This window comes from Sulfitobacter sp. TMED3, from assembly GCF_002167505.1.
Taxonomy (GTDB): domain Bacteria; phylum Pseudomonadota; class Alphaproteobacteria; order Rhodobacterales; family Rhodobacteraceae; genus Sulfitobacter; species Sulfitobacter pontiacus.
Genome location: NZ_NHBI01000040.1, coordinates 14,135 through 34,237 on the forward strand (window position 1 = coordinate 14,135; position 20,103 = coordinate 34,237).

Annotated in this window: 21 protein-coding genes; 7 read left to right on the plus strand and 14 right to left on the minus strand. The window is 59.9% G+C overall.

Going from position 1 to position 20,103, the window contains the following annotated elements; translation table 11 throughout:
- Positions 1-81 precede the first annotated feature (81 nt).
- From olsB to tsf, 4 genes are all read left to right on the plus strand, one after another.
- Entirely contained in the window at positions 82-846 is a 765-nt protein-coding gene (olsB, locus tag CBB63_RS11155; RefSeq protein WP_286699190.1) for an L-ornithine N(alpha)-acyltransferase, read from the plus strand.
- Positions 843-1,688, plus strand: coding sequence for a lyso-ornithine lipid O-acyltransferase (gene olsA, locus CBB63_RS11160; protein WP_286699191.1), 846 nt, complete (start codon positions 843-845; stop codon positions 1,686-1,688). Before olsB ends, olsA begins: the two co-directional genes overlap by 4 nt.
- Before the next feature lie 198 nt (positions 1,689-1,886).
- A complete protein-coding gene (gene rpsB, locus CBB63_RS11165) occupies positions 1,887-2,756 on the plus strand; it encodes a 30S ribosomal protein S2 (protein WP_286699192.1) in 870 nt (289 codons plus the stop codon).
- 126 nt (positions 2,757-2,882) lie between these two features.
- The gene (tsf, locus tag CBB63_RS11170) at positions 2,883-3,758 is read left to right on the plus strand and encodes a translation elongation factor Ts (RefSeq protein WP_286699193.1); all 876 of its coding nucleotides are present in this window, start codon (positions 2,883-2,885) and stop codon (positions 3,756-3,758) included.
- An 88-nt stretch (positions 3,759-3,846) separates the two neighbouring features.
- Here the strand turns inward: tsf and aroQ are convergent, their stop codons facing one another.
- Both aroQ and CBB63_RS11180 read right to left on the minus strand, forming a co-directional pair.
- Entirely contained in the window at positions 3,847-4,284 is a 438-nt protein-coding gene (aroQ, locus tag CBB63_RS11175) for a type II 3-dehydroquinate dehydratase (RefSeq protein ID WP_286699194.1), read from the minus strand.
- Positions 4,285-4,344: 60 nt separating this feature from the next.
- Positions 4,345-4,743 (minus strand): rhodanese-like domain-containing protein, encoded by a 399-nt coding sequence (locus tag CBB63_RS11180; RefSeq protein ID WP_286699195.1) that lies wholly within the window; start codon positions 4,741-4,743, stop codon positions 4,345-4,347.
- Between the two features lie 286 nt (positions 4,744-5,029).
- Here CBB63_RS11180 and CBB63_RS11185 point away from each other — a divergent pair, with 286 nt between their 5' ends.
- The gene (locus CBB63_RS11185) at positions 5,030-5,869 is read left to right on the plus strand and encodes a fumarylacetoacetate hydrolase family protein (RefSeq protein WP_286699196.1); all 840 of its coding nucleotides are present in this window, start codon (positions 5,030-5,032) and stop codon (positions 5,867-5,869) included.
- A gap of 5 nt (positions 5,870-5,874) precedes the next feature.
- Here CBB63_RS11185 and phoB read toward each other — a convergent pair whose 3' ends face one another.
- The 10 genes from phoB to CBB63_RS11235 form a co-directional block, all read right to left on the minus strand.
- Positions 5,875-6,564, minus strand: coding sequence for a phosphate regulon transcriptional regulator PhoB (gene phoB / locus CBB63_RS11190; RefSeq protein ID WP_286699197.1), 690 nt, complete (start codon positions 6,562-6,564; stop codon positions 5,875-5,877).
- A gap of 4 nt (positions 6,565-6,568) precedes the next feature.
- The gene (gene phoU, locus CBB63_RS11195; protein WP_009824650.1) at positions 6,569-7,276 is read right to left on the minus strand and encodes a phosphate signaling complex protein PhoU; all 708 of its coding nucleotides are present in this window, start codon (positions 7,274-7,276) and stop codon (positions 6,569-6,571) included.
- Between the two features lie 5 nt (positions 7,277-7,281).
- Positions 7,282-8,079, minus strand: a complete 798-nt coding sequence (gene pstB, locus CBB63_RS11200; RefSeq protein WP_005853603.1) for a phosphate ABC transporter ATP-binding protein PstB — start codon at positions 8,077-8,079, stop codon at positions 7,282-7,284.
- Between the two features lie 17 nt (positions 8,080-8,096).
- A complete protein-coding gene (gene pstA, locus CBB63_RS11205; protein WP_286699198.1) occupies positions 8,097-9,437 on the minus strand; it encodes a phosphate ABC transporter permease PstA in 1,341 nt (446 codons plus the stop codon).
- Positions 9,434-10,933, minus strand: a complete 1,500-nt coding sequence (gene pstC, locus CBB63_RS11210) for a phosphate ABC transporter permease subunit PstC (RefSeq protein WP_286699199.1) — start codon at positions 10,931-10,933, stop codon at positions 9,434-9,436. The genes pstA and pstC overlap by 4 nt, the downstream gene beginning before the upstream one ends.
- A 108-nt stretch (positions 10,934-11,041) precedes the next feature.
- Positions 11,042-12,082, minus strand: a complete 1,041-nt coding sequence (locus CBB63_RS11215; RefSeq protein ID WP_286699200.1) for a substrate-binding domain-containing protein — start codon at positions 12,080-12,082, stop codon at positions 11,042-11,044.
- 152 nt (positions 12,083-12,234) lie between these two features.
- A complete protein-coding gene (locus tag CBB63_RS11220; RefSeq protein WP_286699201.1) occupies positions 12,235-13,278 on the minus strand; it encodes a sensor histidine kinase in 1,044 nt (347 codons plus the stop codon).
- 2 nt (positions 13,279-13,280) lie between these two features.
- Positions 13,281-13,802, minus strand: coding sequence for a gamma carbonic anhydrase family protein (locus tag CBB63_RS11225; RefSeq protein WP_009824655.1), 522 nt, complete (start codon positions 13,800-13,802; stop codon positions 13,281-13,283).
- A complete protein-coding gene (gene gmk, locus CBB63_RS11230) occupies positions 13,799-14,440 on the minus strand; it encodes a guanylate kinase (RefSeq protein ID WP_005853615.1) in 642 nt (213 codons plus the stop codon). Before gmk ends, CBB63_RS11225 begins: the two co-directional genes overlap by 4 nt.
- A 3-nt stretch (positions 14,441-14,443) precedes the next feature.
- The gene (locus CBB63_RS11235) at positions 14,444-15,334 is read right to left on the minus strand and encodes a YicC/YloC family endoribonuclease (RefSeq protein ID WP_286699202.1); all 891 of its coding nucleotides are present in this window, start codon (positions 15,332-15,334) and stop codon (positions 14,444-14,446) included.
- A 228-nt stretch (positions 15,335-15,562) separates the two neighbouring features.
- Here CBB63_RS11235 and CBB63_RS11240 point away from each other — a divergent pair, with 228 nt between their 5' ends.
- Positions 15,563-16,222 (plus strand): PAS domain-containing protein, encoded by a 660-nt coding sequence (locus CBB63_RS11240; RefSeq protein WP_286699203.1) that lies wholly within the window; start codon positions 15,563-15,565, stop codon positions 16,220-16,222.
- 97 nt (positions 16,223-16,319) lie between these two features.
- Here CBB63_RS11240 and CBB63_RS11245 read toward each other — a convergent pair whose 3' ends face one another.
- Complete coding sequence (locus CBB63_RS11245) at positions 16,320-17,690, minus strand: class II 3-deoxy-7-phosphoheptulonate synthase (protein ID WP_286699204.1); 1,371 nt, start codon at positions 17,688-17,690, stop codon at positions 16,320-16,322.
- Between the two features lie 204 nt (positions 17,691-17,894).
- Between CBB63_RS11245 and CBB63_RS11250 the strand changes: the two genes are divergently transcribed.
- The gene (locus CBB63_RS11250; protein WP_286699205.1) at positions 17,895-18,899 is read left to right on the plus strand and encodes a GlxA family transcriptional regulator; all 1,005 of its coding nucleotides are present in this window, start codon (positions 17,895-17,897) and stop codon (positions 18,897-18,899) included.
- On the opposite strand, the gene CBB63_RS11255 is transcribed toward CBB63_RS11250, so the two are convergent.
- Complete coding sequence (locus tag CBB63_RS11255) at positions 18,896-20,005, minus strand: PQQ-dependent sugar dehydrogenase (protein WP_286699206.1); 1,110 nt, start codon at positions 20,003-20,005, stop codon at positions 18,896-18,898. The two genes, CBB63_RS11250 and CBB63_RS11255, sit on opposite strands and share 4 nt — an antisense overlap.
- Positions 20,006-20,103: the final 98 nt, after the last annotated feature.

The window sequence follows — 20,103 nt, forward strand, 5'->3', positions numbered from 1 at the left end:
CGCGACGCGGGGCAAGCATTGCGCAACGGGCGGCAACTGCCTATTTATCCGCGTGATTGCGACCGGAGACGAAACCAGCCCATGATCATTGCAAAAGCGGCAGAGTTCGAAGTCCGTCTGGCGCGCACCCAAGCGGATCTTCATGCGGCGCAGCGGCTGCGGTATGACGTTTTTGTCACCGAGCTGGGGGCGGGCGGGCCTTTGGTGGATCACGAAAACCGGCGAGAGGTCGATCAATACGACGATTTCGTGGACCATCTGCTGCTTATTGATCGCAAGACCCAGCAAACCGTTGGCGTGTACCGGCTGATCCGCCGCGCTATGGCGGATCGGGCAGGCGGGTTCTATTCGGAAAACGAATATGATCTGACCGCGCTCAAATCCTCTGGCCGCGAGATACTCGAGCTGGGGCGGTCCTGTTTGCATCCGTCCTATCGCGGGGGCATCGCGATGCACCAGCTTTGGGCGGGGCTTGCCTCTTATGTGGCGGAACACGGGATAGAGATCCTTTTTGGCGTCGCGAGCTTTCATGGCACCCAGGCCGAGGCATTGGCGCAGCCCTTGTCGCTGCTGCATCACACCTACCTCGCGCCGCCCGATCTGCGCGTCACCGCCTTGCCAAAGGCGCGCCAGGAGATGAACCTGATCCCCGCCGACATCCTGAACCGGCGTCAGGCGATGGTGCAGATGCCCAGCCTGATCAAAGCCTATCTGCGGCTTGGCGGATGTGTGGGCGAGGGGGCCTTTATCGACCATGACTTCAACACGACAGATGTGCTTTTGATGCTCGACACCGCCCGGCTTAGCGAGCGGCAGGCCAAGATCTACAGCGGACAGCAAGGATGAGCGCGGCCTGGGACAGCGCCGACCACCCGACACCGGTATCCGTCGGGCCCCTTGGCTGGTTGCTGATGCTGCTGCGTGGGATGACGCTGGCGACGGTGGTTCTTGTGGGGCTGGTGATCCTGCTCGCGATCCGCTTGATAGAGCGCCCGCTGTATGGGCAGAGCCGCCCCGTGACCCCGTATATCACCCAGATCGTCTGCAAAACCGCATTCTGGATCATGGGGTTACGCCGCGCGGTTATCGGCACCCCGATGCGCCACAGGGGCGCTGTCGTCGCCAATCACACCAGCTGGCTTGATATCTTCAGCTTGAACGCGGCGCAGCGGATATACTTTGTGTCCAAGTCCGAAGTCGCCAGCTGGCCCGGCATTGGCTGGCTCGCCAAGGCGACGGGCACGTTGTTCATCGAACGCAATCCGAAACACGCGCGCAAACAGACCGAGGTGTTCCAACGTCGCTTGCTCGACAACCACCGGCTGTTGTTCTTCCCCGAAGGCACTAGCACCGATGGCCTGCAGGTCTTGCCGTTCAAAACCACGCTCTTCCAGTCCTTCTTCGTGCCCGAACTGCGCGACGTGATCTGGGTGCAGCCTGTGACTGTGCTCTATACCGCGCCCAATGGGACCGACCCACGGTTCTATGGCTGGTGGGGCGATATGAGCTTTGGCGGGCATCTGCTGCGCACCCTAGCGTCCCTGCGGCAGGGGCAGGTGACAACGATCTATCACACGCCNCTGGCCGTCGCNGATTTCGAGAACCGCAAAGCCNTGGCCCAAGCCTGNGAAGCGCAGGTGCGCGCGGCCCATCCCTCGNGCNGGGCTTGCANCNCCAAACCCCGCTGAATTGCGCTGATATAAGGCCCCAATGGCTAAAACATGCGCCTTGGACCTTGCGAAGCGTGAAAATCCGGACTATACGCGCGTCACTTAAACCCGCAGTCGGGGTTGGGCCTTTGAGGGAGAAATCCTTGAACGTCCGCCGGTTGGTCCCATTCCGGGATCGAGACCCCCGACGAGGCAAAACCGGAAAGGTATAAAGACATGGCTCTTCCTGAGTTCTCCATGCGCCAACTGCTTGAAGCAGGCGTACACTTTGGTCACCAAACACAGCGCTGGAACCCNCGNATGGGTCCGTTCATCTANGGCGCGCGTAACGGCATCCACATCATGGACCTGACACAGACTGTTCCAATGCTGGACCAGGCNCTGCAAGTCATCCGTGACACCGTCGCCAAAGGCGGCAGCATTCTTTTCGTTGGCACCAAGCGTCAGGCNGCACAGCCGATCGCNGAAGCCGCAGAGAAATGCGCACAGTANTACATGAACCACCGTTGGTTGGGCGGCACGCTGACAAACTGGCAGACCGTTTCCAAATCCATCCAGCGCCTGAAGTCCATCGACGAACAGTCCGAGCGTGGCTTCTCCGGTCTGACCAAGAAAGAGCGTCTTGGCATGGAACGTGACCAAGCGAAGCTGGAAGCATCGCTGGGTGGNATCCGTGAAATGGGCGGTCGCCCNGACCTGATCTTCGTCATCGACGTGAAAAAAGAAGCANTGGCCGTGGCCGAAGCGAACAAACTGGGCATCCCGGTNATCGCTGTTGTCGACACCAACTGCTCCCCCGACGGGATCGACTACATCATCCCNGGCAACGACGACGCCGCCCGCGCGATCCACATGTATTGCGATCTGGCCGCACGTGCCGCACTTGANGGTATGTCCGCGCAGCTGGGTGCCGCAGGTGTTGATATCGGTGCGATGGAAGAAGCGCCCGAAGAAGAAGCCCTGATCGACGGTGGTGTCGAAGTTGGCAACGCTTCGGAAGAAACCGTTTCGAACGACGCAATGGCAAAAGACGCACCTCTGGATATCGAATCCAAGAAGGAAACGCTGGCCGACGCCAAGTCGTAAGCGACGCGAAAGAGACGGGCAGGGGGCATGTTTCCCTCNGCCTGTCACAAAACCATTACATGATTGAGACAGTGGTGCAGNACGCTCNGCCCCTCAATTTATCCCAATTCAAGGAGAACCAAAGCGATGGCAATCACAGCATCCATGGTCAAAGAACTGCGCGACACAACCGGTGCCGGCATGATGGACGCGAAAAAAGCGTTGACTGAAACAGATGGCGACATGGAAGCAGCCGTTGACTGGCTGCGCACCAAGGGTCTGGCGAAAGCAGCCAAGAAATCCGGCCGCACCGCAGCCGANGGCCTTGTTGCCGTTAAAGTCGAAGGCGGCCACGGTGTTGCTGTCGAAGTGAACTCCGAAACCGACTTCGTTGGCAAAAACGCNGACTTCCAGAAAATGGTTTCCGGCATCGCTGACGTTGCAACCGGTGTGTCCGACGTTGACGCGCTGAACGCGGCAGACATGGGCGGCAAGCCCGTTTCCACCGTCATCACCGATGCCATTGCGAAAATCGGCGAGAACATGTCGGTGCGCCGCATGCAGTCCATCGATGGNGANCAGGTCGTNTCCTATGTGCACAACGCTGTAGCACCCGGCATGGGCAAAATCGGTGTTCTGGTCGCAATGACCGGTGGCAACGAAGAGCTGGGCAAACAGATCGCGATGCACATNGCCGCTGTGAACCCTGCGTCCTTGTCCGAAGCGGATCTGGACCCGGCTGTTGTTGAAAAAGAAAAGCAGGTTCAAATGGACATCGCACGCGAGTCCGGNAAGCCGGAAGCNGTGATCGAGAAAATGATCACNGGCCGNATGCAGAAATACATGTCCGAAGTGACACTGCTGAACCAGGCATTCGTTGTGAACCCTGACCTGACCGTCGGCAAAGCCGCGGAAGAAGCTGGNGCGACCATCACCGGTTTNGTCCGTCTTGAAGTTGGCGAAGGCATCGAAGTCGTCAAAGAAGACTTCGCAGCAGAAGTTGCAAAAGCCGCCAAAGGCTAAGCTGTCACACAGCAGATGAGAAAAAGGGCGAGGGCGCATCNGCACCTTCGCCCTTTTTTATTATAAATCAGTTACTAAGCGATGAAACCTAATGCTTTAGGTGAGCNTTCANNGCGTCCANGGCCATCAGATAACCCTGCGCGCCAAACCCGCAGATCTGACCCAGAGCCACAGGCGCGATGTAAGACCGGTGCCGGAATTCCTCGCGCGCGTGGATGTTGCTCAGGTGTACTTCGACAACCGGCAGCTCGACTGAAGCGATCGCATCCATCAGCGCAATCGACGTATGGGTATAGGCACCGGCATTCAGCACGATCCCGGCATGTTTGCCTTTGGCCGNGTGGATCAGATCGATCAGCNCNCCTTCGTGGTTTGACTGCTCAAACGCCACATCAAACCCNAGCGTCTTCGCTTTCTCGCGGCACAGCGCCTCGACATCGGCCAAAGTCGTCTTGCCATAGACCTCGGGNTGGCGNGTGCCCAGCAGGTTCAGGTTCGGACCGTTCAGGATCAGAATGGATGTCATAGCGATGGCCTTGTTGTTACGATGTGGTGGCGCAGACGTAGCATAGGCGCCNCGGCGTCGTTAGTCTTTCTTTTCAGGGTATTCGACTGGACCACCGTGCTTTTCCCATGTCGAAAAACCTTCGCGCAGATGCGCCGCGTCAAAGCCCATGTCTTGTAGCGTCGCCGTGGTGATCGCCGAGCGCCAGCCAGAGGCACAGTGAAAGACAAAGGTTTTGTCCTGACCGAAGATCTCTTTGAAGTACGGGCTGTCAGGGTCGACCCAGAATTCGATCATGCCGCGCGGTGCGTGAAAGCTGCCGGGGATATAGCCGCTGCGCTGGCGTTCACGGATATCGCGCAGGTCAACGACAACAACATCCGGATCCTTCAGCATGGCCATCAGATCAGGCGTTTCGATCTCGCGGATACGTGCACGGGCAGCGGCAACCATATCCGCCGAAGACATCTTGAACGTCATATTATTCCTTTCGTTCAGCAGCCGCCAAAGCGCCGATCGCTTACAGTTGCATCGGCTTGGCGCATGTGGATTATGGCACGCATAACAACGGGGTAAAGCAAGAAGCCACGCGGATGGGAGAATGAAGAAACTGGATGAAGAAGCGTCTTTTTACACGAATTTTCAATGCTTCATGGCGCACTTTAACAGCAAAACATCACCCAAAGCACCCCAATTATTTACATAATACTGATTATGAGATTCAGATCAGGCGTATGTTCACCCCTCACAAACATAGGATTAGCTAATGAAACTCTGCCGTATCGAAACCCCTGACGGGATAAAACCTGCGATGATTGACGCAGATGGTGCCGCGCGCGATCTGACGCAGCATCTGACGGATATCGAGCTTGCCACAATGGCACCCGCAGCGCTGGACCAGTTGCGCGATGTGGACGTTACGGCCTTGCCTGTCATCACCGGCCGGTTTGCGCCTGTGATCAATGACATACGTCGTATTCTGTGTATCGGGCTGAATTACTCAGACCACGCGGCAGAAGCTGGCATGGACGTGCCCGATCACCCGATCCTGTTTAGCAAACTCTGCGCGGCCACCGGTGCCAACGACCCGATCATCATCCCCAAGGGATCCGAGAAAACCGATTGGGAAGTTGAACTTGCGGTCGTTATCGGCACCAAGGCGCAGCATGTGTCCGAGGCCGACGCGCTGTCCCATGTGGCGGGTTATGCGAGCTTCAACGACGTGTCAGAGCGCGCTTTTCAGATCGAATTCGGCGGTCAGTGGGTCAAGGGCAAGTCCTGCGACAGCTTTGCCCCCATCGGCCCGTATCTGGTGACCGCAGACGAGGTGCCGGACCCGCAGAACCTTGATCTATGGCTTGATGTGAACGGCACCCGTCGCCAGACGGGCAATACCCGCACGATGGTCTTCTCGGTGGCCGAGATTATATCTTTTCTCAGCCGATTCATGACCTTACTGCCCGGAGACGTGATCGCCACCGGCACGCCGCCCGGCGTAGGCATGGGCTTTAAGCCGCCGGTGTACCTGCAACCGGGCGATGTCGTTGAACTGGGCATCGAAGGCTTGGGGGATCAACGCCAAGAAGTCATAAAATTCAACGGGTAAGCGCCCTACCCTAATGCATAACCTGCACCGCGCACCGTGCGGATCGGGTCATCGCCACCGTGAGATGTCAGCGCCTTGCGCAGCCGCGCGATATGCACATCCACGGTGCGCGTGTCGACATAGATATCGCGGCCCCAGACGTGATCCAGCAGCTGATCGCGGCTGAACACACGGCCCGGACGCTCTAACAGGGTGACCAGCAGCCGGTATTCTGTCGGGCCCAGTTTCAGTTCGTTCGCGGCGCGGTTCACGCGGTGGCGTTCGGTGTCCAGCGTGATATCGGCATAGCTGAGTGACGCGCCCGAGGATGCCGGGCGCACACGGCGCAATTGGGTGCGCACACGGGCCATGAGCTCGCGCATGGAATAGGGTTTAACGATGTAATCATCCGCCCCCGTCTCTAGCCCGCGCACGGTGTCCACCTCTTCTGACCGTGCCGAGAGCATGATCACGGGGATATTACGCGTATCTTCGCGGGTCTTAAGCTGCCGGCACACCTCGATCCCGCTGAGCAGCGGCATCATCCAATCCAGAATAATCAGATCCGGCAGCGCCTCTGCCACCAGCAGGATCGCTTCTTCGCCATTCTCGGCCCGCCTTACGTCAAACCCTTCGGATTCGAGGTTATACGCCAGAATTTCGCGCTGTGCGGGTTCGTCTTCCACCAACAGGATCTGGGGCTGCGCCGCCGACATGGTTCTACCCCTTCAGCTTGGTGGAGGTGTTATCCGCCTTTGGGCGGTCCTCGTCCGGATGGGTGCCGGTCACCAGATAGACGACCTGTTCCGCGATCGATGTGACCAGATCGCCCATGCGTTCCACGTTTTTCGCGATGAAATGCAGGTGCATACACGATGTGATGTTGCGCGGGTCTTCCATCATGAAGGTGAGGAATTCGCGGAACAGCGCGTTGTACATCTGATCGACGTCTTCATCGCGGGCAATCACGTCCATCGCCAGTTCTGCGTCGCGCTGCACATAGGAATCCAGCGCGTCCTTGAGCATGGATTCAACCGTTTTACACATGCGGCGGATGGCACCGGCGCTATCGGCAACTGCCGGAAGCTGCGCGAGCACTGAATTACGCTTGGCCATGTTTTTCGCATAGTCGCCAATACGTTCCAGGCTGGCGCTGATCTTGATCACGCTCAGGATCAGACGCAGGTCCACGGCTGTGGGTGCGCGCAGGGCGATGATGCGGGCGGCGCGTTCGTTGATCAGCTCTTCGAGCGCGTCAATCGCCTTGTCCCCGCCGCGGACCTGATCGGCCAGCTCTTCGTCGCGGGTTTCAAGCGATTGTGCGGCAAGGCGAATGGCATCTTCGACCATGCCACCCATTTTCATGATCTGTGCCTGAACGCTTTCGAGGTCACGGTCAAAGGCAGAGACAATGTGTTGATCTTGCATGATACTTATCCAATCCGGCCAGTGATGTAGCTTTCCGTCCGAGGGTCTTCGGGCGACGTGAAAATCTTGTCGGTCTCGCCGAACTCCACCAGATTGCCAAGGTGGAAGAACGCTGTTTTCTGGCTCACCCGTGCGGCCTGCTGCATGGAGTGTGTGACGATCACGACCGAATAGTCCTGACGCAGCTCGTCGATCAGCTCTTCGACCTGCGCGGTGGCGATCGGGTCAAGCGCGGAACAGGGCTCGTCCATCAGCAGCACTTCGGGTTCGGTCGCAACGGCACGGGCGATGCATAGACGCTGCTGTTGCCCGCCTGAAAGGCCGGTGCCGGGCGCATGCAGACGGTCCTTGACCTCGTTCCAGATGGCACCGCGTTTCAGGGCCCGTTCAACGATATCGTCAAGCTCGGACTTGTTGCGGGCCAGACCGTGGATGCGGGGGCCGTAGGCCACGTTGTCGTAGATCGATTTGGGGAACGGGTTCGGCTTCTGGAACACCATACCGACCTTGGCGCGCAGCTGCACCGGATCGACCGCGCTGTCATAGATGTCTTCGCCGTCGATCAGGATATCACCCTTGACGGTGCAGATATCAATCGTGTCGTTCATCCGGTTGATACACCGCAGGAAAGTCGATTTCCCACAGCCCGATGGTCCGATAAAAGCGGTGACGGTTTTGTCTTGGATATCGACAGAGACATCCTTGATCGCGTGGGTGTCCCCGTAGAAAACCTGCACGTTGCGGGCGGCGATTTTTGTTTGGTTCGTTGTCACGTCCGTCTCCGAAATTACATTGTCTTTCATAGCCTTGCCTTTCATTCTTACCAGCGCCGCTCGAACCGGCGCCGCAGCATTACGGCGATGGCGTTCATGGTGATCAAAAAGACCAGCAAGATGATGATACCGCCCCAGGCGCGTTCATAGAACGCGGGATCGGCGCGCTTGGCCCATTCGTAGATCTGCGCCGGCATGGCGGAGTTCGGGTCCATCAGCCCCGATGCGATGCCGTCGGGCGGGTTCGAGGCGATGAAGCCCACCATCCCGATCAGCAACAGCGGGGCCGTTTCACCAAGTGCCTGCGCCAGACCGATGATTGTGCCAGTGAGGATACCCGGAGCAGCCAAAGGCAGCACGTGGTGGAACACCGATTGCATCTTCGACGCCCCTACCCCCAGTGCCGCGTCACGGATGCTGGGCGGGACAGATTTCAGCGAGGCGCGGGTCGAGATGATGATCGTCGGCAGCGTCATCAGCGTCAGCACCAGCCCGCCCACCAGCGGGGCCGAGTTTGGCAGGTGCATATAATTGATGAAAACCGCCAGACCCAGAATACCAAAGACAATCGACGGCACCGCGGCGAGGTTAGAGATATTCACCTCGATGATATCGGTCAGCAGGTTCTTGGGGGCGAATTCTTCAAGGTAGATCGACGCGGCGACCCCGATCGGCAGCGCCAGCGCCAGCACCACCAGCATCATAAAGAGCGAGCCAAGCATCGAGACCCCCATGCCCGCCGCCTCGGGTCGTGCGTCAGACGCATCGGCACCGATGATGAAATCGATGTTAAAGCGTTTTTCCAGCGCCCCATCTGCGACAAGGGCGTCCACCAGATCAAGCTGCTCTGCGNTGATGCTTTTGTCGTTGGCGATGCTGTCGCGNGTGACGCGGCCCTTCATATAGCCATCGACGCGGCTGTTGGTCAGGAATTCGAATTCNACNGCNGTGCCGATAAGCTCGGGGTTNTCCAGCACAAAGTCACGCAGCTGTGCCGCCGCATCCTTGGACANGATNCCCGCCATCGCCTTGGGCTTTAGGTCCGTGGTAATCCCGGCCTCNGCCACCTTGGCCTCAAGCGCGGCGGCCATCAGCGGCGCGTAGCCGAAGGTCGATACCTTCTTGATCTCGTCCAGATTACGGTTGCCGTTCTTGTCCAGCTTTTNCTCAAGCAGTTGCACGTTCAGCGTCAGGAACGTCTGTTGAAAGGCCCCTGCGCCGCGACCAATGATTGTGGTCAGCAAGATTGCCAGCATCAGCAGGCCCACGGCGATGGCCGCGATACCGTAGGATTTGAAACGGGCCTCNGCGCGGTTGCGTTTGACGGTGCGCGCGTCGGGCTTCAGCAGCGAATGGCGCGGCGTTGCGGTGTTGGGCATGTCGGTCATTCGTACTGCTCCCGGTATTTGCGCACGATATAAAGCGCCAGAACGTTCAGCCCCANGGTCAGCACGAACAGCGTCAGACCAAGGGCAAAGGCGACCAGCGTTTCAGGGCTGGCAAAGTCGGTATCCCCGGTCAGCTGGCTGACGATACGGGTGGTGATGGTGGTCATCGCTTCCAGCGGGTTGCCCGAGATGCGNGCGATGGCCCCTGCCCCCAGAACAACGATCATCGTCTCGCCGATGGCCCGGCTCGCNGCGAGAAGCACAGCCCCCACGATCCCCGGCAACGCGGCAGGCAGCACGACCTGGCGGATGGTTTCGGAATGGGTCGCGCCCAGGCCAAATGACCCGTCGCGCATCGATTGCGGCACAGCGTTGATGATATCGTCGCTCAGCGACGAAACGAAGGGGATCAGCATGATGCCCATGACCAGCCCNGCNGTCAGGACCGATGTCGCCCCGCTCATCCAGTCGACGCCCAGCAGACCATTNTCGCCGCGGCCAAAGATGTTCACAAGGAACGGCCCCACTGTCAGCAAGGCAAACAGACCGTAAACAATNGTCGGNATACCGGCGAGGATCTCCAGCAAAGGCTTGGCGAAAGAGCGTACTTTGTTGTTGGCGTATTCCGACAGGTAGATCGCGGCAAAGAGGCCGATGGGCACGGCCACCAGCAGCGCGATGATCGAGATATAGAGCGTCCCCCANAGCAGCGGCAGGATCGACAGGTCACTGTCCCCGCGGAAGTTCGGGGCCCATGTGGTNCCCAGAAAGAAATCCTGCCANGGATGCAGACGGAAGAANTTCAGCGTCTCGAACAGCATCGACAGGACGATCCCCACGGTGGTCAGGATCGCCAGCGACGCGGCGAGCACCAGCAACCCCAGCAGAAAACGTTCNACCGTATTGCGCGCGCGAAAATCGGCNCGTGCGGTGCGCATCGCGATGAACAGACCGGCCAGCGCCAAAACAGAGATCACCNCGATCATCAGCCAGCGGCCGGTGTATTCCATTGACCGGTAGCGCTGCGCGGCGGCCAGCACCTCTGGCGTCACGTCAGACCCAAGCGCCACGCCCGTGCCCGCCAGCAGCGCGCGCACATCAGTGCCGGTCACGTCCAGATCACGGGCGCTTTGCGCATCCANCGCGCCNGANTGCACGGCCGCGTCCAGCCCGTTGGCCACGCGGCGCACGTCGCTCATCACCAGATTGACCGAAGAGCCTTCGTTCACGGCACTTTGCGGGATCATGTCGATGACCGCGTTCTGGATCAGCATCGGCTGGACCAGCATCCAGATCGCCAGCACAAACAGCGCCGGNATGGCGGTGAGCATNGCGGCATTATAGCCGTAGTANTTCGGAAGGGAGTGCAGCTTGCGCGCATCGCCCGAGACGGACGACATGGCCCGGCTGCGCACCAGACCATAGGCAAGGACTGTTAATATCAAAACAACGGCAACTAAGAGCGTGGTAGATCCCACATTGAAAATATCGCGCATGGTGGCCCCCGGTCGCAGCCTGTTTCAGGCTATCATTGTTTGGAAAGTATCAGTCGGCAGCAAAAATCCGGAGGCACCTCGCAGCGCCTCCGGATCGTCAGACAGGGTTTAGGAACCGCTGCCCATTACAGTTTCTTCAGCAACAACCGACTGTGTTTTCGCCAGTTCCGGGTCGGAGACCAGACCGTATTCAGCCAAAGGACCGTCGGGNCCAGCAATCTCGTCTGCCACGAAGAACTCGGCATATTCTTTCAGGCCGGGGATCACGCCGATGTGCGCTTTCTTGACGTAGAAGAACAGCGGGCGGGANACGGGGTAGTCGCCGCTCGAGATGGTTTCAACGGTGGGCTCAATGCCGCTCATGTTGGCGACGGTCAGCTTGTCGGTGTTGTTCTCGTAGAAGGCCAGACCGAAGACGCCGATGCCGTCTTTGTTGCTTTCGATGCGCGCCAGCGTTTCGGTGTAGTCACCGTCGATGTCCACGGACACACCATCGGTGCGCAGCGCGATACATGCTTTTTCAGCGGCTTTCTTGTCGTCGCCATTGGCGGCCTTGAACGCTTCGAAATCGCCGGTGGCTTCACAGCCTGCCAGGATCACTTTTTCTTCGAAAACTTCGCGTGTGCCGTGCTTGGTGCCGGGGATGTAGGCCTGGATCGGCTGNTCGGGGAAGCTGGCGTTCACATCGGACCACATTTTGTTGGGGTTCGCCACGATCTCGCCGTCGACAACGACTTCGGCGGACAGGGCTTTGTACCAGTCTTCGGGGGTGAATTCGAANGTGTTGCCATTGATGTCGGAGGCAAACACGATGCCGTCATAGCCGATCTGAACTTCGATGATGTCGGTTACACCGTTGGTGGCGCAGGCTTCGACTTCGGAGCTTTTGATCTTGCGCGAGGCGTTTGCCACGTCGATTGTGTTCTCGCCAACACCTTCACAAAAACGCTTCAGACCCGCCGAGGAGCCACCGGATTCNACAACAGGTGTCGGGAAATCGAAGTTTTCGCCAAAGGCTTCGGCAACGATGGACGCATAGGGCANAACAGTGGAGGAACCGGCAACCTGTACCTGATCACGCGCGGCAGCGGCGGTTGCGGATACGGCGGCAATGGCCAGCGCGGAAGTGGTGAGTTTAACGAGCGACATGATGTCTCCTGTCAGCTTAGATTTGTCTGACCACCCCCATGGTGATCTTGCCGCACCAATAGGCGGGCGACACTGAGCTTTTGTGACAGTCATGTTACAGTTTTATGACACGGACGGAAATTGTAATTTCTTTTTGACNAAAATGCGCCCGATCACGCCACATCCATAGGCAAGATCACCGTNAATCGCGCCCCATCTCCCAGATCAGAGGTGATTTTCAGCCGTCCGCGGTGNCTGTTCAGGATATGTTTTACAATCGCCAGCCCCAGCCCCGTCCCGCCAAGNGCNCGGCTGCGGTGGCTNTCGGCGCGGTAGAAGCGTTCGGTCAGGCGTGGCAGGTGCACAGGGTCGATCCCCGGCCCGTGGTCNCGNATGGTGACCCGCACCGCAGGCCCNCGCAAGGAAGGGTCACGCAAGGTCGTCTCGACCGAAATTTCNACGTCTTTGCCCACGCCNCCATATTTGATGCCGTTTTCAATAAGGTTCGTGAACACCTGCAACAGCTGGTCCGTATCCCCCATCAAGGGCAGCGGATCGTCCCCCATNGTCGCGACCAGCGTCACATTCGCCTCTACGGCCAAGGGGTTGAGGTTGCGCATGGTCGATTGCAGCACATANCGCAGATCGACCTTATCNGTCGGGCGCACCCGTTCGTCCGATTCGACGCGNGACAGCGACAGCAGATCGCCCACCAGCCGGTTCATGCGCTCGGCCTCTCCGGTCATGATCCCCAGAAACCGGTCCCGTGCGGGGGCGTCGTCNCGCGCAGGNCCGCGCAAGGTTTCGATGAACCCCATCATCGCCGTCANCGGGGTGCGCAANTCGTGGCTGACGTTGGCGACGAAATCGCGGCGCATCTGGCTGGCGTTGGTGACCTGTGTGATGTCTTGAAAGCTCAGCAAGACGTANTCCATGCNGGTCACCTTTCGGACGTGCACCCGAAAGGTCGTGTCATTGCCGTTGTCGCTGGCCAGATATTGCGNCTCGCGCGGGGTATCATCCTGTTGGCATTGCTCGACCGCATCGACCACCGCNGGCTGGCGCAACACGTTGATGTAATGGCGGTCCANNGCGCCNCGGCCCAGCAGNGCTTGGGCCGGCGCATTCATCGCGACGATACGTTCNNNCCGATCAACGGCAAGCGTAGGCAAAGGCAGCGCTGCNAGNAGATCCGGCAGATGCGGGCGCAGCACCATGCTCAGACGGGTTTAAGCTGGCTGGCAAAGCGCCGCGCGTTGTCTTGGTAGTGTTTCGCGCTGGCGGTCAGCCCCGCAATCGCCGCCGCGTCCAGCTCCCGCACAACCTTGCCCGGGGCGCCCATCACAAGCGACCCGTCGGGGATCACCTTGTTTTCTGTGATCAACGCCCCTGCCCCGATCAGACAATTCTTGCCGATCTTGGCCCCGTTCAGGATCGTCGCCCCCATCCCGACCAGCGAGTTATCCCCGATGGTGCAGCCGTGCAGCATGACCTTGTGACCGATCGTACAGTTCTCCCCCACGGTCAGCGGACAGCCCGGGTCCGTATGAAAGACGCAGTTTTCCTGCACGTTACTGCCCTTGCCTACGAGGATCAGTTCGTTATCGCCGCGCAGCGTGCAGCCGAACCAGACAGAGGCATCTGCCTCGAGCGTCACATTCCCGATGACATTGGCATCGGGGGCAACCCATGCATCCGCGTGAACCTGCGGGGTGATATCGGCCAGAGCGTAAAGCGTCATTTCGTGTCCTCGAATTCTGATTGCAGCGCGCGCACATGATCCACCAGTTTCGGCTGCTGCGAAAGGCGCAATCTTTCGGCGGTGATGATCGACTTCAGCTTGGCCTCTGTTTCGGTCAGGTCGTCATTGACCAGCACGTAGTCGTAGCCGTCCCAATGGCTGATCTCGTCCCAGCTTTTCTCCATTCGCAGCGCGATGGTATCGGGGGCGTCCTGACCACGGGTTTCCAGACGTCGCCGCAGCTCTTTGATCGAGGGCGGCAGGATGAAGATCGACAGCACGTGCTGCTTCAGCGTCGAGTTGCTGATCTGCTGCGCGCCCTGCCAATCCACGTCGAACAGCACATCGCGACCGCTGTCGATCGCCTTTTGCACCGGTCCCTTGGGCGAGCCGTAATAGTTGTTGAAGACGCGGGCGTGCTCCAGCATATCGCCATCGTTCACCATGGCGCGGAAATCATCCTCGGCGGTGAAAAAGTAGTCCTTGCCGTCTTCCTCGCCGACACGCGGTGCGCGGGTGGTGGCCGAGACAGAGAATTCAAGCGAGGTATCCCAATCGCGCAGCTTGCGGGCCAGCGTCGATTTTCCCGCCCCCGAGGGCGAGCTGAGGATGATCAATAGGCCGCGTCGGTCGCTCATGTCTTACTCCACATTTTGCACTTGTTCGCGCATCTGGTCTATCACCGCCTTCAAGGCCAGCCCGATCTGGGTCAGCGCGGTGTTTTGTGCCTTGGCGCACAGTGTATTGGCCTCGCGGTTGAACTCCTGCATCAGGAAATCCAGTTTGCGCCCCACGGCCCCGTCCTGCGCCAGCAAGGCGCGGGCGGCATCCACATGGGCGTGCAGGCGGTCGATCTCTTCGGTGATGTCGGATTTGACGGCGATCAGCGCCAGTTCCTGCGCCAGCCGGTCAGCGTCCACGCCTTCGGCATTGTCCAGCACCCGCGAAAGATTGCGTTGCAACGTCTGTGCCATTTCGTCCTTACGCGTCTCGGCCAGCGCGGCGGCCTGTGTCGTCAGCTCTGCCACCTGTGTCAGCTGCGCTTCGAGCACCTGCGCCAAGGCAGCCCCTTCGCGGGCGCGCATGTCGTTAAAATCGGCAAGCACCGTGGGAAATTCCGCCAACAATGTCGCGCAAAGGGCGGCCACATCATCCACCGTCGTCGCCTGCTCAAGCACGCCGCGCATAGTGACGATATCCGTCGCCTTGGATGGCGCAAGCGAGATCCCCGCATCCATCGCGCGCGCTTCGATCTGGTGCAGCGCGTCCAGCACGACCTCAAGCTGATCCGCGTTCACCGTCAATGCACCAGAGCCATCCTCGCGGGTGATCCTCAGGTTGCAGGTGACATTGCCGCGGGCGATGGCCGCGCCGAGCGTCTTGCGCAGGCCGGCTTCCAGCCCGTCGATCCAGTCGGGCACACGCAGGCGCAGGTCGAGCCCCTTGCCGTTGACCGATCGCAATTCCCACCCCCAACTGTGCGGGCCGGACGCACCACTGGCCGAGGCGAAACCCGTCATTGAACGTATCATGGCATGGTCCTTGTCGATTGCGATTGTTGCGCGCCTTAAAAGGGAAACTCGCAAATGGGGCAAGTAAAAAGCCATTCTGCCGCGCGAGGTCTCCCCTTAACGGTCTGTTAACCAAGTTTGCTGTTATATCTACAAATTACTGCTCATTTGACTAAACTCAGGCAATACATCGCGGCCCCACTGCCGCCCCCCGTCCTGCTCTTGTCCCGACCGCAATAAGGCTGCCCGATGAAACACCTCCCCCCTCTGGATGACATGCCCCAGACTGCCTCTCGTCGCGTGATGCCGCCGCCGACACCCGCGATGGTTGACGTGCGGGCCTATTGGCAGGGGCTGTGCCGGGGTCAACCGGTCCCGTTCCGGTCGCAGATCGACCCTGCACAGATCACCTCCGTGCTGGATCGCGCCTTTGTTCTGGAACGCAGGCGGTCTGAACTGGCGCGGTTTCGCGTCGCCGGATCGCAGCTGTGCACTGCCATGGGGATGGACCTGCGCGGGATGCCGATGATCTCTCTGTTCGACCCGTCCGAGCGTCGCCGCTGCAGTGATTGGCTGGATCACATTCTGTCACAGCCCGCCACCGGAGAGATGACGCTCACCGCGGGGGATGCGACCGTTCAGGCGCGTTTGCTGGTGCTGCCGCTGCGCAGTGACATGGGGCAGATCGACCGGATGCTTGGCTGTCTTGAGGTCACATCCAATGGCATCGAGCATCCGGGCTTGTATCGGATCGGCGATCTTGACACCACACCGATCCCGCGCCCGCCACGGGCCGATCTGGCAGAGGAAACGCGCGCGCCCTGCCCCGAAGGTTTCGCCGATCCCGCCGCGCGTTTTGCCGCGCGGCCCCGCCGCAACCGGCCGGCCTATCTACGGGTCGTGAAGTAAACGGGGTAACCCCGATGGGACGCCCCCCGATGCCGCAAAAGAAAAAGGCCGCGCATGATGATATGCGCGGCCTTCCTTATTGCATGAGCTGCGGCAGTTAGCCGACGGCTTTGACCTGTTGGTTCGCCCGGCGTGCCGACAGTTCCTCTGCCACGAGGAAGGCAAGCTCCAGCGACTGGCTGGCGTTCAAACGCGGGTCGCAGGCCGTGTGGTAGCGGTCCGACAGGTCTTCGTCCTGAACGGCGCGGACACCACCTGTACATTCGGTCACATCCTGACCGGTCATCTCAAAGTGGACACCACCGGGCACGGTGCCCTCGGCCCCATGTACCGCAAAGAATTCACGCACTTCGCGCAGTACGGAATCGAACGGCCGCGTTTTATAGCCGCTTGAGGATTTGATCGTGTTGCCGTGCATGGGGTCACAGGTCCAGACGACATTCGCGCCCTCTTCCTGCACGGTCTTGATCAGACGTGGCAGGTGTTCCCCCACATTGCCGGCCCCGAAACGCGCGATCAGGGTCAGGCGACCCTCTTCGTTTTCAGGGTTCAGCTTGTGCATCAACAGCTTGAGGTCATCGCTGGTCATCGTCGGGCCGCACTTCAGGCCGATGGGGTTCTGAACGCCGCGGGCAAATTCCACATGCGCGCCATCAGGCTGACGTGTCCGGTCNCCGATCCAGATCATGTGACCCGAGCCCGCCAGCCATTTGCCGGTCTGGCTGTCCTGACGGCACAGTGCCTCTTCGTATTCCAGCAGCAGCGATTCGTGGCTTGTATAATATTCCACCGATTGCAGGGTATGTGCCGTTTCGGACGTGACGCCAGCCGCCGCCATGAAATCAAGCGTGTCTGAAATGCGGTTCGCGATCTCGCGGTATTTTTCCGCCTTTTCGCTTTCGGTAAAGCCCANNGTCCAGCCGTGCACCTGATGCACATCGGCATAGCCGCCGGTCGAGAANGCNCGGATCAGGTTNAGGGTCGCGGCNGCCTGTGTGTAGGCGCGCAGCATCTTTTTAGGGTCGGGAATACGGGCGTCGGCGGTAAAGGCGAGNTCGTTGATGATGTCACCGCGGTAGCTTGGCAGTTCCACCCCATCCACCGTTTCAGTNGGCGCTGAACGCGGCTTGGCGAACTGACCCGCCATGCGGCCCAGCTTGATCACCGGCACTTTGGCACCGTGGGTCAGCACGATGGCCATCTGCAACATCACCTTGAAGGTGTCGCGGATCATATCGCTGCTGAATTGTTCGAAGCTTTCGGCGCAATCGCCGCCCTGAAGCAAGAACGCCTCGCCACGGCCNGCNGCCGCCAGATGCTTTTTCAGCCGCCGCGCTTCNCCCGCAAAGACCAACAATGGATAACGGGACAATTCAGCTTCGACCGCGCGCAGCGCGTCCTGATCAGGATAGTCGGGCATCTGGATCCGCGGTTTGTCGCGCCAGCTTGATTTTGTCCAATCGGTCATCATTTTTCTCCGAAGTCCGCAGCGCCCGAAGTGTCAGGCGNAAACATTGTGAAATTGTGGTATATAAAGGTCTGNCCCAAGTGACCAGAACCGAAATTCACCCTATTGACCTTCGCCCCCGCCCGTGGGCAAGGTTTTNGGCAGGTTTTTGAGGGCAGCGCCCACTTTGCCCCAACGTATAACGCAAACCTGAAAGGCGACGTGATGAGCGACACCCGTCTGGCCAACCGCATTCTTCCTGACGCTGAAAAGACACGCCGCTTTGTCTTTGTGCTGCTGGAAAACTTTACCATGCTCAGCTTTGCCTCGGCGGTGGAATGTCTGCGCATCGCNAACCGCATGGCGGGTCGTCCGGCCTATGACTGGCGTCTGATCGGCGAGGATGGCGGGCGCGTGCGCTGTTCGGCAGGGGCGGAATTCACGCTGGACGGCGATCTGGACGATCTGGGCCGCGACGACACGCTGGTGGTGTGCAGCGGCATCGACGTGCAGGCGGCGACGACCAAGAAGCTGCTGGGATGGCTGCGCCGGGAGGCCCGCAAGGGCATNATGGTCGGCGGTCTGTGCACNGCCGCCTTTACGCTGGCCAAGGCCGGATTGCTGGACGGGAANAAAGCCACGATCCACTGGGAAAATCAGGATAGTTTCAGCGAAGACTTCGAGGACGTCACCNTGACGAAATCGGTCTTTGTGGTGGACGGNAACCGGATGACNACAGCGGGCGGGACATCCTCGATCGATCTGATGCTCAAGCTGATTGCCGACGATCTGGGCGAGGATCTGGCAAATGCCGTTGCCGACCAGCTGATCTATAGCTCCATCCGCACGGATCAGGACACGCAGCGTCTGTCGGTGCCCACCCGTATCGGCGTGCGGCATCCCAAGCTGGGTCAGGTCATCCAGATGATGGAGGCCAATATCGAAGAGCCGATCAGCCCGTCCTCATTGGCNCGCGATGTCGGCATGTCCACGCGGCAGCTTGAACGGCTGTTCCGCCGCTACCTCAACCGCAGCCCCAAACGCTATTACATGGAACTGCGCCTGCAAAAGGCGCGTAACCTGCTGATGCAAACGGATATGAGCGTGATCAACGTGGCGCTGGCCTGTGGCTTTGCCTCGCCGTCGCATTTTTCCAAATGCTACCGNGCGCATTATAANACCACNCCTTACCGCGAACGCGGGTCGCATGCGGCCAAGCCTGTCGCCTAGTCGTTACTNATCCGGTACACCGCCCCGTTCCCGACNGAGATNAACCAGATCGCGCCGTCCGGNGCCTCTATGATGTCGCGCACCCGTGCCGTGGCGGGGGCAGAGATTTGCGCCACCTCGGCCAGCGGGTCNCCCTGTAGCCGCGCGATATAATTGAACTTGAGCGAGCCTATGAAGATATCGCCCCGCCAGTCGGGAAACATCTTGCCCGAATAGACCAGCAACCCCGAGGGCGCGATAGACGGGTCCCAGTAGAAGGCGGGCTGCTCCATCCCCTGTTTCGCGGTGCCTTCGCCGATCTTGGCACCGGAGTAGTGACGTCCGTAGGATATCACCGGCCATCCGTAATTNGCNCCCTTGNGGACCGCGTTAACCTCGTCTCCGCCGCGCGCCCCATGTTCTGACACCCACAGGTTGCCCTCCAGATCAAGCGCTGCCCCTTGCGGGTTGCGATGCCCGTAGGACCAGATTTCCGGCAGCACGTCGTCGCGCCCGACAAACGGGTTATCGGCGGGCACAGTACCGTCACGGTTNACCCGCACGACAGAGCCGTTGTGCTGCCNCAGATCCTGCGCCGCGGGGCGGTCGCCGCGCTCTCCGACGGTGACGAAAAGCGTGCCATCGCGCGCCTCGACCACGCGGCTGCCAAAGTGCTGACCGGCGGCAGACCCGCGTGACATGGTAAAGAGATCGCGTAGATTTTCGAGCCGCNCACCATCCTGCGACAGCTCTGCCGCGGCAAGCGCGGTACCGGCCCCGCCNTCAAGCGCCTTGGCATAGGTCAGNAATANNGTGCGCGATCTGTCNAAATCCCGTGCCAGCGTGATNTCCAGCAAGCCNCCCTGCCCTGCGTCAACGACCTGCGGTGCGCCCGCAACCTCGTGGCTNGNNCCCTCGCGGACCCGCAGCAAGCGGCCGTCGCGTTCGGTGACCAGCACGTCCCCATTTGGCAAAATCGCCAGCGCCCAAGGCGTCTCCAGCCCTGACACCTGCTGGGTAATCCGCAGCTCTTGCGCGCCAACGCCCGACGCGCCCATGACCGATCCGGCTATGACCAACGCCCCGATGGCCCGTGCGGCNTGANNNATCATCCCCCCGAGAAACATGGCTTTCCCCCNTCATACAACCTATCCCTGCAAACCTAGCGCAGACAAAGCGTCGATCCACATCATCTTGCGCCACTTTACCTAGGGATAACGCTTTT